General features: G+C 70.2%; 13 protein-coding genes. 1 reads left to right on the top strand and 12 read right to left on the bottom strand.

The window, feature by feature from the left end; translation table 11 throughout:
* Nucleotides 1–243: hypothetical protein (locus VGV60_18225; GenBank protein HEV8703212.1), on the bottom strand; the 243-nt coding region annotated here is incomplete at its 3' end.
* A gap of 252 nt (nt 244–495) precedes the next feature.
* Here VGV60_18225 and VGV60_18220 point away from each other — a divergent pair.
* Nucleotides 496–1347: a CRTAC1 family protein gene (locus tag VGV60_18220; protein ID HEV8703211.1), complete on the top strand. Its 852-nt coding sequence runs from the start codon at nt 496–498 to the stop codon at nt 1345–1347.
* Between the two features lie 4 nt (nt 1348–1351).
* Here VGV60_18220 and VGV60_18215 read toward each other — a convergent pair whose 3' ends face one another.
* From VGV60_18215 to VGV60_18165, 11 genes are all read right to left on the bottom strand, one after another.
* Nucleotides 1352–1924, bottom strand: a complete 573-nt coding sequence (locus VGV60_18215) for a CDP-alcohol phosphatidyltransferase family protein (GenBank protein ID HEV8703210.1) — start codon at nt 1922–1924, stop codon at nt 1352–1354.
* Between the two features lie 34 nt (nt 1925–1958).
* On the bottom strand, nt 1959–2927 hold the full coding sequence (miaA, locus tag VGV60_18210; protein HEV8703209.1) for a tRNA (adenosine(37)-N6)-dimethylallyltransferase MiaA: 969 nt from the start codon (nt 2925–2927) through the stop codon (nt 1959–1961).
* Between the two features lie 6 nt (nt 2928–2933).
* Entirely contained in the window at nt 2934–3242 is a 309-nt protein-coding gene (locus tag VGV60_18205) for a hypothetical protein (GenBank protein ID HEV8703208.1), read from the bottom strand.
* Nucleotides 3239–4408, bottom strand: coding sequence for a DUF4388 domain-containing protein (locus VGV60_18200; protein HEV8703207.1), 1170 nt, complete (start codon nt 4406–4408; stop codon nt 3239–3241). The genes VGV60_18205 and VGV60_18200 overlap by 4 nt, the downstream gene beginning before the upstream one ends.
* A 96-nt stretch (nt 4409–4504) precedes the next feature.
* The gene (locus VGV60_18195) at nt 4505–6754 is read right to left on the bottom strand and encodes a SpoIID/LytB domain-containing protein (protein HEV8703206.1); all 2250 of its coding nucleotides are present in this window, start codon (nt 6752–6754) and stop codon (nt 4505–4507) included.
* Nucleotides 6755–6786: 32 nt separating this feature from the next.
* Nucleotides 6787–7431 (bottom strand): GTP cyclohydrolase I FolE, encoded by a 645-nt coding sequence (gene folE / locus VGV60_18190; GenBank protein ID HEV8703205.1) that lies wholly within the window; start codon nt 7429–7431, stop codon nt 6787–6789.
* The gene (locus tag VGV60_18185; GenBank protein ID HEV8703204.1) at nt 7428–7892 is read right to left on the bottom strand and encodes a hypothetical protein; all 465 of its coding nucleotides are present in this window, start codon (nt 7890–7892) and stop codon (nt 7428–7430) included. Before VGV60_18185 ends, folE begins: the two co-directional genes overlap by 4 nt.
* Before the next feature lie 23 nt (nt 7893–7915).
* Nucleotides 7916–9064 (bottom strand): threonine synthase, encoded by a 1149-nt coding sequence (locus VGV60_18180; protein HEV8703203.1) that lies wholly within the window; start codon nt 9062–9064, stop codon nt 7916–7918.
* The gene (locus VGV60_18175) at nt 9061–12858 is read right to left on the bottom strand and encodes a DUF255 domain-containing protein (protein ID HEV8703202.1); all 3798 of its coding nucleotides are present in this window, start codon (nt 12856–12858) and stop codon (nt 9061–9063) included. The genes VGV60_18180 and VGV60_18175 overlap by 4 nt, the downstream gene beginning before the upstream one ends.
* A 58-nt stretch (nt 12859–12916) precedes the next feature.
* Nucleotides 12917–15250: a DUF5916 domain-containing protein gene (locus VGV60_18170; protein HEV8703201.1), complete on the bottom strand. Its 2334-nt coding sequence runs from the start codon at nt 15248–15250 to the stop codon at nt 12917–12919.
* Between the two features lie 127 nt (nt 15251–15377).
* Nucleotides 15378–15661: hypothetical protein (locus VGV60_18165; protein HEV8703200.1), on the bottom strand; the 284-nt coding region annotated here is incomplete at its 5' end.

Raw genomic sequence — 15661 nt, 5'->3', positions numbered from 1 at the left:
GACTATAACAACGACGGCCATGTGGACGTGTTTGTCTTGCGTGGCGCGTGGATGCAGGAACAGGGCCGGCACCCGAATTCCCTTTTGCGAAACAATGGCGACGGCACGTTCGAAGACGTCACGGAAGCCGCGGGCGTGCTTTCGTTTCATCCGACGCAAACCGGAGTCTGGTTCGACTTCGACGGCGATGGCTGGCTGGACCTGTTCATCGGCAACGAAACTATTCCCGGCGGTCCGCCTCATCCGTGCGAACTCTACCGGAACAATGGTCATGGCACTTTTACGGAGATCGCGGCCGCGGCAGGTCTGGCTGTGCGCGCTTACGTCAAAGGAGTGGCTTGCGGCGACTACAACAATGACGGGCGCCCTGACCTGTATCTCTCGATTCTTGGCCGGCCAAACCGGCTGTATCGGAACGATGGACCGCGCCAGACAAACGCGGCGCCACGCGCCGGATGGACCTTCACGGAAATAGCCGCCGCTGCCGGCGTGCAATTGCCGACCCACAGTTTTCCCACATGGTTCTTCGACTACGACAACGACGGCTGGGAGGACCTCTTCGTCACCGGCTACCTGCTCAAGGACCAGGGGGACATCGCCAGCGACTACCTCGGCCTGCCGCACGACTCCGAGCTGGCGCGCCTGTACCGGAACCGGGGCGACGGGACCTTCGAGGACGTCACGAAGAAGGCGGGGCTGTCCAAGCTGCTCCTGGCGATGGGATCGAACTACGGCGATCTCGACAGCGACGGCTGGCTGGACATCTATCTCGGCACCGGCGATCCCGACCTGGCCACCCTGCTCCCCGACCGTGTCTTCCGCAACGCGGAAGGCCGGATCTTCCAGGACGTGACCACATCGGGCGGCTTCGGCCATCTGCAGAAGGGGCACGGCGTCTCGTTCGCCGACCTGGACAACGATGGCGACCAGGACGTCTATCACAGCGTCGGCGGCGCCTTCGAGGCCGACCATTTCCGCAACGCGCTGTTCGAGAACCCGGGGCACGGCCATCATGTCGTGAAGCTCAAGCTGGAAGGGGTCGCCTCGAACCGCCCCGGCATCGGCGCCCGCATCAAGGTCGTGGTCAAGACAGCCGCCGGAGAGCGCGCCATCCACAGGACGATGAGCAGCGGAGGGAGCTTCGGCTCTTCGCCCCTGAGGCTCGAGATCGGCCTGGGCGACGCCCTGGGGATCGAGCGCGTCGAGATCCGCTGGCCCTCGAACGGCCCGCCGCAAATCCTCTCCGGGCTCGCGCTGGACGGCGCCTACCTGGTCCGCGAGGGCGGGGAAACCGCCGTGCCGATCCCGCTCCGCCGCTTCCGGCTCGGGGGGAGCCTGGAGAAGTAGCCCCTCACTCCTTCCCGGCGGTCCGCGTGGCGCGGTAGATGTAATGGAACCCCGACGCCAGGGTCAATGCCAGGGTCAGCCAGACAAGGCTCCCCACCAGGATCGGCTGCTCCGACTGGAGCCAGTTCAGAAGGATGACCGTGCCGATGGTCACGAGCTGCGTCGCCGTGGTCAGCTTGCCGAGCAGGCTCGGGCTGAAGGTGGTCACGCCCGATGTCAGATGGACCAGAAGGACGATCAGGACGATGAAGACGTCGCGGCTGATGGTCACGATCGTCAGGTACAGGGGGATCCGGTTGGTCAGGTGGAACTCGGGGACCGTCTTCGGGTGATCGGGCAGGGCCAGAATGATGAAGCACGCGGTCATCAGGAGCTTGTCCGCCATCGGATCCAGGAAGGCGCCGAGGCTGGAGCTCTGGCTGTAGCGCCGCGCGATGATCCCGTCGAGCGCATCCGTGATCCCGGCCACGATGAAGACCGCGAGCGCCCATCCGTTGAGATTGTTCAGGAGCAGGGTGATCAGGAGCGGGATCATCACCAGGCGGAAGAGCGTCAGCTGGTTGGCCAGAGTCAGCATGCCGGGAGCCTGTCCGAGGATGGGGCCACGGGTCTCACCCTCTGCCGAGAGCGCGGGCGGCGTGCGCCAGGGGAGGCCTGAACCGGTCGGGATCGGCCGGGTCGACGGTGAACCAGGTCACGCCCTCCTCCTTCCGGAACCAGGTCCATTGTCTCTTCGCGTAACGCCGGGTGCTGCGCTGCGTCAAGGCGATCGCCTCCTCCAGGCCGATCTCGCCGCGCAGGTGCCTGAGCGCCTCATGGTACCCGATAGCCTTGAAGGCGTTGGCGGTCTCGGGGCAGGCGGCTTCGAGAAGGCCGCGCACCTCCTCCACGAGCCCCGCGGCGAAGAACCGCTCCACGCGCGCGTCGATCACCCGGTAGAGGGCGGCGCGATCCATGCTGAGACCGATCTTCACCGACGCATAGCGATCCGGACCGAACGGGGACTCCCCGATCCAGTCGGAAAGCCCGCGGCGCGACGCGAAGAACACCTCCAGGGCGCGCACCAGCCGCTGGCGGTCTCCGGGCGGCAGGCGCGCCGCCGCCTGCCTGTCGACACGCCGCAGGAGGCGGTGCAGGTGCGGCGTGCCCCGTCTCTCCGCCAGGTCCCGCAGTCGCGCCCGGATCGCCTCGTCGCGCCGCGGGGCGGCGACGATCCCTTTCAGAAGGCCGCGCAGGTAGAGGCCGGTGCCGCCCACCAGGACCGGGAGCCTGCCCCGCCTCCGGATCGATTCGATCGCCAGCCCTCCCGCCCGGACGAAGTCCCCGAGCGAGAAATCCCGCCTGGGATCGGCCAGATCGATGCCGTGGTGGGGCACCCGGCGCCGGACGTCCGGGCCCGGTTTGGCCGTTCCCCGGTCCAGCCCGGTGTACACCTGCATCGAATCGACGCCGACGACCTCCCCCGCGAAGCGCTCGCAGGCCGCGATGGCGAGCTCGCTCTTGCCGACCGCCGTCGGGCCGACGATCACGAGGAGCCTGTCCGGGCCTTGGGCCGGGACGGCTCCAACCGGATTGGACACCTGCGCTCAACTCCCCTTGCCCCGTTGCTGGTCCCGGTATTCGTTGATCGTGTCCTGCAGATGATCCTCGCAGTAGACCCTGCCGCGCCCCACGCGCCGGCCGCAGCGCGGGCAGGATTGGCTGACGATCCTCGCCATGCCTCGCCCGGCGATCCACAGCCCGGCACCGACGGCCATGCAGACCAGCCCGGCGCCGGCCAGGTTGCGGAAGACCTTGAAGTTCTCCTCCCCCACGATCAAGCGGCTGGCCGGCAGGTAGACCACCGCGGCGACGATCAGAAGCCCGCCGAGCCGCACGAGCAGGCGGCCCGTCATGCGGGCCCCCCCGCCCGGGGCCCCGCGAGCCGGGCGTCCTCGAGCGCCCGCAGGATCCGCCCCTCGTGCTGCGCGCCGAGGGTCTTCCTCAGGACCAGGAGCTCCCCGTAGAGAAGCTCGTTCAGCCCCGCGATCAGCGTGTCGCGCTGCGGCCGACCGGCGAGCGCCTGGAGGTTCCGCATCAGGAGGCCTTCGTCCACCGTGCCGTCGCCGCCCAGGGAGGCGCGATGGAACAGACCCGGATGGGAGCCCTCCAGGTCGCGAAGCACCCGTCCCAGCAGATGATCGGAGATCGGTCCGACCTCCCTCATCAGGTACTGGTACACCAGGCCGAACATGTCGTTGTAGCGCGCGAGAATCCCATCGAGGCCGTCGGATGGCGCCGGGCCCCCGGATTCGGCCTGGATCGGGCCCTTCACCTTCAGGCAGCCGAGAATGAAGAGCAGGAAGAGGGTGCGGAGCGCCTCCGGCTTCCCGAACTCCGACAGCGCGCCGATCTCACCGAGGCTTCTCGTCCCGTCCACCAGCCGCAGGACATGGATCTCGTGCGGATCGAGCGACACCCCCGGCCGCCCCTCCGCTCCCGGGATCGGCTCGAAGATCCAGTCATCGAACGGCATCCGCTGACGGAAGAGCGCCGTGTTGCGCACCGACCGGATCCCCTCCAGCAGGACCGAGCCGATCGACAGATCGACCACCACTCCCTCGTCGGCCGGCGCCTCCCCCTCGGCGAAGGCAAACTCCCCCTCCTCCCACTCGAACGGAGAGACGGCAATCTGAGCCACGCGGCGCCGCCGTGCCTCCAGGAGTTCGCGAGGTGACAGCGCCCCGCCGTCGACCAGGGCCGTCGCCACCCGCTCGCCCGCCGCCGCGCGCCGCATGACCAGGTCGTGCTGTTCGGAGGTGATGAGCCCCCAGCGGACCAGGAGCTCGGGAAGCCGATCCGCATCGCGGCTGGAGGTGGCCTGCACGATCCGGCCGTCCCGCAGGTACAGGCCGACGGCGGCCCCCTGGCACGACAGGGACAGCAGGCCCGGACGATTCAGGACGCGCAGGAAATCAAGGATGTCCGCGCAGCTCAGCGCTTTCAGCCTGCCGCGGAACTCCATCACGCCCTGACCGCCGACGCCGGCGCGCAGGTCGCCGGGGCCTTCCGAGGAGTCCATAGGGGGGTTTCAACCGCCTGTGACGCGCGCGCCCGAGTGGCCAGTCTGCAACACGACTCGGCGGATTATGAGCCGCCGGGCCGGCTCCGGTCAATATCAGCGCGCCGGGCGTGCCTGGATCTCCACCCCGGTGTAGTAGTGGTGCAGGATCTCCTCGAACGACTTGCCGCGCAGGGCCATGCCGTAGGCTCCGACCTGGCACAGGCCGAGTCCGTGTCCCCACCCCTTGCCGCTGATGATGAACGACTCGACCTCGCCGTCGGGTCCGCGCGTGCGGTCCAGGGTGAACAGGTTCTCGCGGATGCCCAGCGCCGTCCGGATCTTGAACCCGCGAACGTAAAAGGTGCCGCGGCTGCCGGTGACCTTCATCTCGACGACCCGCCCGGAGACGCCGCGTCGCGTCGGCTCGACGTCCTGGAGGTGGCCGATATTCATGCGCTTGCCGACGAGCGCCTCGAGCTCGGCGCGCGTGTAGCGCTGCTCCCAGCGGAAGGCCGACGAATAGCGGTCGTCGGAGACCCCCCTCTGGTTGGCAATCACTTTAAGATAGTCGATCCCTCCGTCGCGGGCCGCGTGGTACACCACGCGGTCCCCCAGGGCGAGGGGCAGGCCCGGCGCCGGATAGGAGACGTCGCGGAACGAACGATACAGCGCGGCGTCGCTCTTGAGGGGCAGGGCCTTCACGTCCTGCTTCACCTCCAGAAGGATGGTGTCGCCGTTGTGCCCGCGGTAGGTCGCCTTGGTCGTGTCCAGGACGCCGTAGTAGTCGAGGACACGGTAGAGCAGTCGCAGCACCAGCCCCCGGGTCGGGTGGTGGGTCGGCCTCAGCGTGTTGTCACGGAACGGCTGGAGGATCCCCTCGAGGATCAGGACCGCGTACGCTCGCTGCGCCTCCTTGGGCACCTCCTCCCGGTCCTTGAACGCCAGGAGGTAGGGCAGATCCCGTTCGTCGAGAGACAGCTTGATCTTCTCCTCCCAGCCCAGCGAGCGCACGATATACCGGGCGAGGTCGTGCATCTGGAAGTTGATGCCCTTGAGTCCGTCCTGCACCGGAGTCTTGCCCAGCATGCCGAACGCGAAGGCGCTCCAGCGCTCGACCTCGTCGGCCTCGGACGGGGCCATCAGGAACGATCGCTGCAGCCCCTCGGGACCGATGATCCCGAGCGTCTTGAGGAGGGTCGCCTCCTCGCTCACCGGCGAGCCGTCCTCCAGGATGACGGCGTCGATCCAGGAGCGACCCGAGATCGATCGGCTCTCCGCCTCGACCTCCGGGTAGCACGGCACCCCCTTCAGGTAGGGCCCCTTCTCCTCCGGGAAGATCAGCTGGCCGTCCTCGGTGTGCCCTCCGCACGTCGACGTGTAGAGGGCGTGGATCGGCTCGCCGCCGTAGGTCAGCACCAGGCCGCGGGTCTCCTGCACCGCCTGGTCGGTCAGCGGGTGTTCGGTCCCGGCCCCCTTGTAGACCTGGCACTGCGGGCTGTCGCACACGTCGTAACCGTCCTCGGAGAACAGGCCGAAATTCGCGATCATGTACGTGCGCGCCGCGATCGCCTGGGCCTTCAGGGCCTGCAGCTCGGGATAGACGCCGGGTCCCATCTCGTTCGGGACGACGCCGCGCAGGTACTCCTCCATGTCGAGCTCGTTGATGACCTGAAGGTTGCCGGCCCGGGTGACGCGCGCTTCCAGCCCGCCCCGGTACTGGCCCTCGTCCAACCTCAGGAGAGAGCCGGCCCGCACCGGCTGGATCAGCACCCGGTCATGGACGGTGAGGAAGTTGCGCCAGCGATCGTCGACCAGGCGGATCCGCCTGCGCCCCGCGACCGCGCGCCCCTCGTCGGAGATCCAGAGCTCGGTGAAACCTTCCTCGATCAGCCGCTGCATCAGCGCCGCCGCGTCTTCGCGCGCCTGGAACTCCCCCACCCGCACGCGCCAGGCGCGCCGGTCGGGGTGCCAGACCAGGACCGCCTTCTCCCCCGGCAGCAGGGTCTCGATCTCGGTCTTCTTGGCCTCCGCCTGGACCTTGTCGGCGAAGGAGGCCACCTGCACCCTGTAGATCAGCCCCGGCTCGGCGCCGCCCGAAAGCTCGCTGACGAGGTAGATGCCGGCGCCGAACTGCTTCTTCCAGATCGGCTGCCGTTTCACCGGGTCGAGCACGACGATCCCTCCGTCGGCCGACACCCGCACCTTGACGGGGTCGGTGGTCAGTCCCACACGCACCTTGCGGGTCGGTGCGGCCGAGAGGATCGGACCGGGCGGGGCCGCGGCCGGAGCGGGGGCTGCGGCCTTCGGCTCGGCGGCGCCAGGCGCCGGATAGGCGCCGCCCTGGCAGAGGACCACCGCGAGCATGGGGATGATCCGGAGGGCGCGCCCCTTGGCGGTCACCGGGCCCGGGCCCCGGTGAGACGCAGGAACTCGGTGCGCAGGGCCGGGCTGGTCCTGAACCGTCCCGCGTAGGCGGACGTGACGACCCGCGTCCCGGTCTTCCGCGCCCCGCGGATCGACATGCAGAGATGCTCCGCTTCCACGCGGCAGGCGGCCCCGATCGGGCGCAGGCTCTCCGCGAGCGCCTCGACCACCTGCCGCGTCAGGCGCTCCTGCAGCTGCAGCCGCCGCGACAGGGCGTCGACCGCCCGGGTGATCTTCGAGAGCCCGACCAGCCGATCCCCCGGCAGGTAGGCCACGTGCGCCGTTCCGTGAAACGGCAGCAGGTGGTGCACGCAGACCGAGGTGAAGGGAATGTCACGGACCACGACGAGATCATGATCCTGCGCCAGGATGGTCCGCGACAGGATGCGGCGCGGGTCGGAGCGATAGCCCGAGACAATCTCGCCGTTCCAGGCATCGGCCACCCGGGCCGGAGTCTTGCGCATGTCGCGCGCCAGCCCGGTTTCGCCGATGGCCGCGAGAAACCGCCGCGCGGCATCGAGCAGCCGGCCGCGGTCGGGCCCCGATCGTCGCGCTGTCCGGCGCGGCGCACGGGCCCTCCGGCGCGCCTTCGGATGCCTCGCCGGCCGGCGTCTCACTGGGGTGGGGTCCTCTGATACGCCTGGCGGATGGCCCGGTCGAGCGCGCCGCCGTCGGCCGGCGTGCAGGCGCAGTGCCCCTTCTTGTCCACCGCCACGTGGCCGCTGCTGGCGCGGCACTTGCCGTCGCAGCCGCCGCAGACCCGATCGGTGCAGACCGTCCGGACGATGCGCGGCAGCTCTCCCACCGCCGCGGGCGTTCCGGGAGCGGCCTGGGGCGTTCCGGCCGTCTCGGGGGTCGCCGCCGCCGCGGGGGACGGGGCCGCGCCCGGAGTGGGGGCCGGCCCGGGCGATGGGGAGGGGGATGCCGCCGGCGTGGCCGATGCCGTCCCCGGCCCGGCCGGGGCAGGCGCCCGGCCGACGGAGGCGCGGAGCGAGGCCGCGCCGAGGACGCCGACGAGCGCGGCGCCAAGGACGGCCGCGCCGAACCGGACGAGGTTGTCTGGACCCTGCAGGCGCATGTTCGACCTCCTTAGGAGCCTGTCTAGCCGGCGTACTTGAGACCGGTGCCGGTGTTGAAGAGGACGACCCTCTCTTCGGCCCCGATCGAACCCCTTTTCCGGAGGCGCTCGACGGCCGCCAGCGACGCCCCTCCTTCCGGGCAGGCATCGATCCCCTCGCGCGACCCGATGCGCCCGGCCGCATCGATCATCTCACGATCTTCGACGGCCACGGCCGTTCCTCCGCTGGCGCGGATCGCCTGCAGCATCAGCCGGTCTCCGAGGCTCGACGGAACGCGCAGCCCCGACGCGACGGTCACCGGGTCCGGCCAGGCCTCGGCCGCGTCCCGTCCGGCCTCGAACGCCCTGACGATCGGCGCGCAGCCCGCGGCCTGCACCGAGATCATGCGCGGTCTCGCCGGGCCGATCCACCCGAGCCCCTCCATCTCGTCGAACGCCTTCCACATCCCGATGAGCCCCGTCCCCCCGCCGGTCGGATACACGATGACGTCCGGCAGGGAGAACCCCATCTGCTCGGCGATCTCGTACCCCATGGTCTTCTTGCCCTCGACGCGGAACGGCTCCCGGAGCGTGGAGACATCGAACCAGCCCCCCTCCCGGCCGGACGGCCCGAGGGTCTCGCGCATGACGCGGCCGGCGTCGGCGATCGATCCCGGCACCAGGCGGACGCGCGCGCCGTAACGCTGCGCCTCCAGGATGAACGGCCGCGGCGTGGTCTCCGGCAGGAACAGATGGACCTCCATCCCGGCGCGCCCGCCGTAGGCCGCGAGCGCCGCGCCGGCATTGCCGGCTGACGGGGCGGCGGCCACGCGCACGCCCCGCGCCGCCGCCACCGACACGGCGACCGCCATGCCGCGCGCCTTGAACGAGCCGGTCGGATTGACCGCCTCGTCCTTGATGAACAGGGACCCGAGGCCGATCTCGGCCCCCAGACGGCGCGCCTCGACGAGCGGCGTGAACCCCTCCCCCAGCGTGATCGGCGGCACGCCGGGCAGGACTTCCGCGTAGCGCCAGAGAGTCGGAGCGCGCCCGGCCAGGTCCTCGCGCCTGAAGGCCCCCCTGCCGATCCGGTAGCGCGCCAGAAGAGGGGAGCCGCACTCGCACAGAAGCGCCCCCTCCGCCCTGCGGGCCGCGCAGCGCGGGCACTCGAGGCCGTCGAAGAGGCTCCTCACCGGACCTGGCGCAGCCGGGCGACGAAGGCCCCGGCCTCCTCGAACCCGTAGAGCCTCAGGTCCTTGTGCTCCACCCCCTGGCCGTCGAGGAACACCAGGGTCGGCACTCCGAGGACGTCGAAGCGGTCGCGGATCTCCCCCACCTGGCGCGACTCGAACTGGGTCAGGTCGGCCTTCAGGAGGACGAAGCGCCGCGTCTCCTCGAGAACCGCCGGATCGGAGAAGGTGAACCGATCGAGCTCGCGGCACGGCAGGCACCAGTCGGCGTAGAAGTCGATGAGGATCGGCCTGCCCGTCTTCGAGGCCCGCGCAAAGGCCTCGTGCGAGTAAACCTCCCACGACGGCTCCTCCCGCGCGCTCAGGAGAGGCATCGAGAGCGAGATGCCGCCCGCCACGACCGCAAGACCGATCAGCGCCTTGACCGCCGGGAACAGGCGTGATTCCAGCCGGGTCCTCTCGAGGAAACCGAGGTACAGCCCGGCGAGAATCGCGAACCCCACGGCGATCCACCCGACGACCCTGTCCTTCAGGAGCGGCTGCACGAAATAGATCGCCACCGCCAGCATGCCGATCCCCATCACCTTCTTGGCGTAGATCAGCCACTCGCCGGAGCGCGGCAGGGCGGCGAGTGATCCGGAGAACACCCCGAGCACGAGGTTCGGCAGGCCCATGCCGATGGCCATCACGAAGAACAGCCAGAACCCGAGGACCGGATCTCCCGAGGCGCCGACGTAGGCCAGGAGCCCCACGATGAACGGCCCGATGCAGGGGGCGGCCACGAGCCCCATCGTCAATCCCATCAGCAGGGCGCCGACCGGCCCGCGCCGTCCGCCGCCGAAGCGGGTGATGGAGCCCGGAAGGCGCAGCTCGAACAGGCCGAACATCGAAAGCGCCAGGACGACGAACAGGATGACCAGGCCGCCGACCACCCAGGGGCTCTGGAGCGTGGAGCCGATCAGCCCACCCGAAAGGCCGGCCGCGACGCCGAGCACCGAGTAGGTCACCGCCATGCCGACCACGTAGAGCGCCGGCAGGCCGATGCGCGCCGGCCAGCTGGAGCACGCCTGCGTCGCGAAAAAACCGATGGTGACCGGCATCATCGGATAGATGCAGGGTGTCAGATTGAGGGCCAGGCCGCCGAGGAACACCAGCCCCAGAAGCGCGAGCAGACCCCGCTCGGCCAGAACCGCCGCGACCCCCCCACCCGACCCGAGGCCGCCCGCCGACGAGCCGCCCCCTCCCGCGGCGGCGCCCGCGGCCTGGGCCGCACCCGCCGGCCGCATGTCACTCTGCGGGACCGGCTCCCCCTCGACGCGCAGGGGAACGAGGAACTCCACGGTCTCCGGGGCCAGGCAGGTCGTGTCGCTGCAGGCCTGGTAGGTCAGGCGCGCCCGCGCCTTCGACTCGCCCGGCGCGCGGTCGCGCGGCGGCCTGATGGTGGCCCGCACCGTGCCGGCCCCTTCGTACACCGACAGCTTCGTGTCGGCGAACTTGAGCGTCACCAGGCGCGCTTCCGGATAGACCACCTGGTCCACCAGGACGGAACCGGGCTCCGGGAACTCGACCTTCGTCGGGATCAGGTACTCCAGGCTGGGGGTGTTGGAGTTGATGTGCCACCCCGCCTTGATGTCGAGCCGCAGCGAGATCGTGATCGCCTGACCCGGACGCACCGGCCGGTCCGGGACCGTCAGCGTCGAGGCCACGACCCGCTCGGGGCTGGCGCGGCCGACGACGGTTCCGGGAACCGTCCGGTCGGCGCCGGCGACCGCGGCCCCTGGCGCCGCTCCGGGCGCCTGCATCGCCGGCTCTTCCGGCGCCGCGGCCGGCACGGCGGTCCGCGTCGCGGCGAGCGCCTCCGGTATCAGGGGGACCGTCCCCGGCGTCCCGCGACCGGCCGCCCGCGCTTCCGGGAAGCCGGACGCATCCTGAAGCCGGGCGGCCAGGACCATGTACGAGTACGCCGTCGGCGAGCTGGCGATGGCCGGCGCGGCGAGAGCGAAGAGACGCGAGGCCCTCTGCAGGAGGGCCTTGTCGCCGTTCGTCCGCCACAGGCGCACCAGGCACTCGGCCATGATCGCGTTGCCGGAAGGGAGCGCGCTGTCGGTCAGCCCCTTGGGGCGGACGAGCAGGTCATCCTGATCCTCCGCCGCGAGAAAGTAGCCCCCCCGCTCCCGATCGAGGAAGCGATCGGCGGCGCGCACCAGGGCCGCGGCCCGCTCGCGCCAGGTGGCGTTTCCCCCCGCCTCGGCGAGATCGAGGAGCCCCCGGGCCAGGAAGGCGTGGTCGTCCAGAAGGCCCGGCGGACCGGTCTTCCCCTGACGCCACGATATCCGCAGCCGATCCTCCTTCACGAGGTGGCCCAGGACGAAGCGCGCCGCCCGCTCTCCCTGATCGAGGTAGGTCCGGTCGCCGGTCAGCCCATAGGCACGCGCGCAGGCCGAGATCATGAGTCCGTTCCAGCCGGCGAGCACCTTGTCGTCCCGGCGCGGACGGGGCCGGCGGTCTCGCGCCGCGAGGAGCCTCCGGCGCGCGGCCTCGACCCTGGCGCCCAGGGCCTCGACGGAGAGGCCGCGGCTCTTCGCGAATTCCGCGGTCGGTGTCGCGATATGCAGGATGCGCCGTCCGCCCGCGGCGTCCCCCGCCCCGCCGGCGCCCAGGTACTCGGCGACCAGGGGGCCGTCCTCCGGGCCGACCACCTTCTCGATTTCGGCGCGCGACCACATGTAGAACCGCCCTTCCTCCCCTTCGCTGTCCGCGTCGAGCGTCGCGTAGAAGCCTCCGTCCGGATGGGTCATCTCGCGCGCCGCCCAGGCGAGGGTCTGCTCGGCAACGGCCAGAAAATCCTTCCGGCCGGTCGCCTTCCAGGCTTCGAGGTAGACCGGCACCAGGAGCGCGTTGTCGTACAGCATCTTCTCGAAGTGGGGGACGAGCCACTTCTCGTCGGTCGAGTAGCGGTGGAAGCCGCCGCCGATCTGGTCGTAGATGCCGCCGCGCGCCATGGCGTCGAGCGTGCGGACGACCATGTCGAGCGCCCGGGCATCCCGGCCCGCGCGGCTCGTCTCCAGAAGCACGCTCAGGCCGCCGTGCGCCGGGAACTTCGGCGCCCCCCCGAAGCCGCCGTTTTTGGAGTCGAAGTCCGCCTTCCACCCCTCCGCCGCCTTCTCCAGCGGAGAGGCGCCGCCCCCGTCGCCCGACGCGGGGGCCGCCGGGTGCTGCAGGTCGGCGAGCATCGTCCCGATCGCGCCGGCCGAGGCCAGGACCTCGCTGCGCCGGCTCGTCCAGGCGTCGGCGATCGACCGGATCAGCTTGAGGAACGCGTCCGTCGGATAGTACGTCCCGCCGTGGAACGGCTTCCGGTCGGGGGCCAGGAAGACCGACATGGGCCAGCCGCCCCGCCCGGTCATCGCCACGACGGCGGTCATGTAGAGCTCGTCGAGGTCCGGCCGCTCCTCGCGGTCCACCTTGATCGAGACGAAGTGCTCGTTCAGGAAGCGCGCCACCTCGGGGTCGGAAAACGCCTCCCGCTCCATGACGTGGCACCAGTGGCATGCCGAGTACCCGATCGACAGGAAGATCGGCTTCTCCTCGGCGCGCGCGCGGGCCAGGGCCTGATCGCCCCAGGGGTACCAGTCGACCGGATTGTAGAGATGCTGTTCCAGGTAGGGGCTCGACTGCCCCAGCAGGTGGTTCGGCTTCGCCCCGGACTCGGCCCGTGGAGCCGCGGCTCCGCCCGCCATCACGAGGGCAGAAACACAGAGGACCGGCGCGAACCGCGTCAGGCGCATCCAGGCCATGAGAAGCATTCTAGCCCAGGAGAGCGCGCGCGGCCCGGCCCGATGCACCGCCAGGCGCCTAGAGAACCCAGGCGTAGCCGATCTTCACGAACACCCGGCGGTCCCGCTGCTCCAGCGCGACGGCGTGCTCGTTGTCCCGCGTGTCGGAGTAGCCGACGAAGATCAGGGTCTGCGGATTGATCTTGTAGGAATACAGGAGCTGCGTCAGGAAATCGCGCTCGCGGCCCACGACACCGTCCGGGTTCAGGGCCGCGTCGTAGAGAGCCACGGCCCGCTTGATGTCGGTGTGCTGGACGACGGCCCGCACGAAGGTGCGCACGCTGAACTGGTACACCAGGCGCATCTGCGCCAGGTTGGCCCGGTACAGGCGCCCCCCGCCGGCATCCAGCCGCTCGATCGTGTTGTCGAGCTGGAGGTGGAAATGCCTCCCGAGATCGAGGGTGATCCCCGGTACGAGGCGCAGGAGCTTCCCGGGGCGCTGGTTGTCGTAATCGACCGCGTCCCCGAAATTCCCCTTGAGGGAGCAGGTGAAGTCTCCCGTCGGGCGGATGTTGAAGAACAGCTCCCCGACCGCCTTGTCGTAGGTGACCCCCTCGAAGAACTCCTTCTGCACCGCCACGCGCGTGAACAGCTCCGACTGCCGCGGCCCCAGGATCAGGTTGTGAAGCCCCAGATCCGTGTCGGTCAGGACACCGTCGTGATTCTCGATGCGATAACCCCAGATGCCGAAGATGAGCCGCGTGTACCAGTCCTTCGGCTCACCCCAGAACACCCGCTCGACGATCGCTCCGTGCCGGCGCGTGTCGACGCGCGGGATGAACCCGGTGTCGGTCCGGAAGTCCCGCCCCAGGTCCTCGTAGGTGGTCATCCAGAACCACTCGCGCGACTGGTGGATGTAGCGCAGGAAGTAGGCCGGGTCGCCGAACCGCCCCGCCGGCTGGCCGAACTCCGCGGCGATGGGGTCCGGGTAGCGCGTGTCGGACTGCATGGCCTGGAACTTCAGGGTGTCCTTGTCGCTCAGGCGCAGGTGGCCGTCGGCCCCGTAGAGACGGTTCTGGTAGTCCGTCCCCTCGCGATCGGCCAGCAGGACGCCGAGGGTCGAGTTCCTGCCGACGTCGTGCCGGTAGCGCAGGACGCCGACGTGATTCTCCTGGTCGAGCAGCGTGTCGTCCGATTCCTGGTTCGACGGGAAGATCAAAGACGTCTTGTGATCGCTGCCGAACGCCGCCCCCAGGGCGTGCGCCCCCTCCTTGCCGCTCAGCTTGATCCCCCATTCCGGCTCGTGCACGGTGCGGGTGTAGACGACGTTCAGGGGGGTCGAGAAGAAGTCGGCCGCCTCCATGAAGAACGGCCGCTTCTCGGGGAAGAACAGGGCGAACCGCGTGTTGACCGCGAGCTGGGCGGTGTCGGCCTCGACCTGCGAGAAGTCGGGGTTCAGAGCCGAGTTGAGCGTCAGGTTGGGGGTGATGCTCCAGCGCGCCGACAGGCCCCCCTCCCCCGCCGCGGGGCGGCTCTGAAGCGGCGCGCCGGCCGCGTCGTCGCGCTCGTCGGCGCGGTGCGCCGTGATCGTCGGGTCGAACTCGAGGTTCCTGCCGGGCGTGATGCCGTTGAACCCCGTGAGCTTCGCCTCCTGGCAGAAGAAGCAGTCGCGGTCGCGGTCCAGAGGGCGCAGCAGGATCTGGTGGCGCAGGTCGCGCGGGTAGTTGCGCATCGCCAGGAAGCCCCAGGTCAGATCCTCGTCGGCCCGCGAGAAGCGCAGCGAGGTGAACGGAACCGACATCTCCACCTCGTACCCTTCGCCGGTGATCCGCCCGGCCGAGTGCCAGATGGCGTCCCAGGTCGGGTCCTCGCTCTGATCTCCGCCGTTGCCGACGTCGTTGCGCGACCCGTCCATCTGCACTCCGAGGGGATTCACGAACAGCTGGACGCCGCGCCTCTCGTCGTTGAACGTGTCGAGGAAGATCCCGACGAAGTCGTCGCGGAAGGCCTGGTCGCGGTCCGACAGGTGCGCCCGGATCGCCGCCGGGTCCGGGTCGTGCGCCCGGAAGGCGGCGTGCAGCCCCTCGTCGTCATACAGGAGGAGACACTCGGTCTTCACCGGAGCCGGCGTGTTCTCCCCCGGATCGATCTCGTACGCCAGGTCGAGGACCAGGGCGCTCTTCCACGCCTCCTCGTCGAGGATCCCGTCGACGCGCAAGGGGGACGCGGCGCGCGGGATGGTGAAGGATGGGGCGCCGTTCGACACCGCGGGCGGCGTGGGTGCATCGGTGATCGTCGGCGGCAGGATCGGCTCCGCGGCATTCCCCAGCGCCCGCGCCATCGGAGCCGGCGCGGCCCAGACGAGCAGCAGGACAACCCGCAGGACCGGTTCGATCGCGGATCGAACGCGCACGCCCCCTCGCACCAGAGATTCCCCCCGCCGAAGAACGGAGAAATGGTGCGATAGCAGACCACAGGCGCGGCTTTCCGGCCAGCGCAAAACTGTAAAAGGATTGTAAAAAGCGGGCGGCCGCCCCCGCCTACGGACAGACGGCGGCCGCCTCCACCTCGCGCACCACCTTGCGCGGATCGCTGCCTGGCGGGCAGTCCGCCGCGGAGATCGCGTCGGCGTCGAGACAGGCGCCGCCGCCGGGGCAGGCCGGTTGTGCGCCCGCCATCAGTGCCGCCGTGTTGCAGGCGACGCGCAGGCACTCACCGCACGCACCGCCCGACTCGAGGCAGGCCCCTCCGCCGACCTCGCAGGCTCCCACGCTGCACAGCCCGGGGGCCGCGCAGCCGAGGGCGGCGGGGCTGGGGAGCGCGG

Source organism: Candidatus Polarisedimenticolia bacterium (assembly GCA_036001465.1).
In the GTDB taxonomy this organism is placed as follows: Bacteria; Acidobacteriota; Polarisedimenticolia; order Gp22-AA2; family Gp22-AA2; genus Gp22-AA3.
Note: the sequence above shows the minus strand (reverse complement) of the source record. Positions and strands in the feature narration are given on the sequence as shown.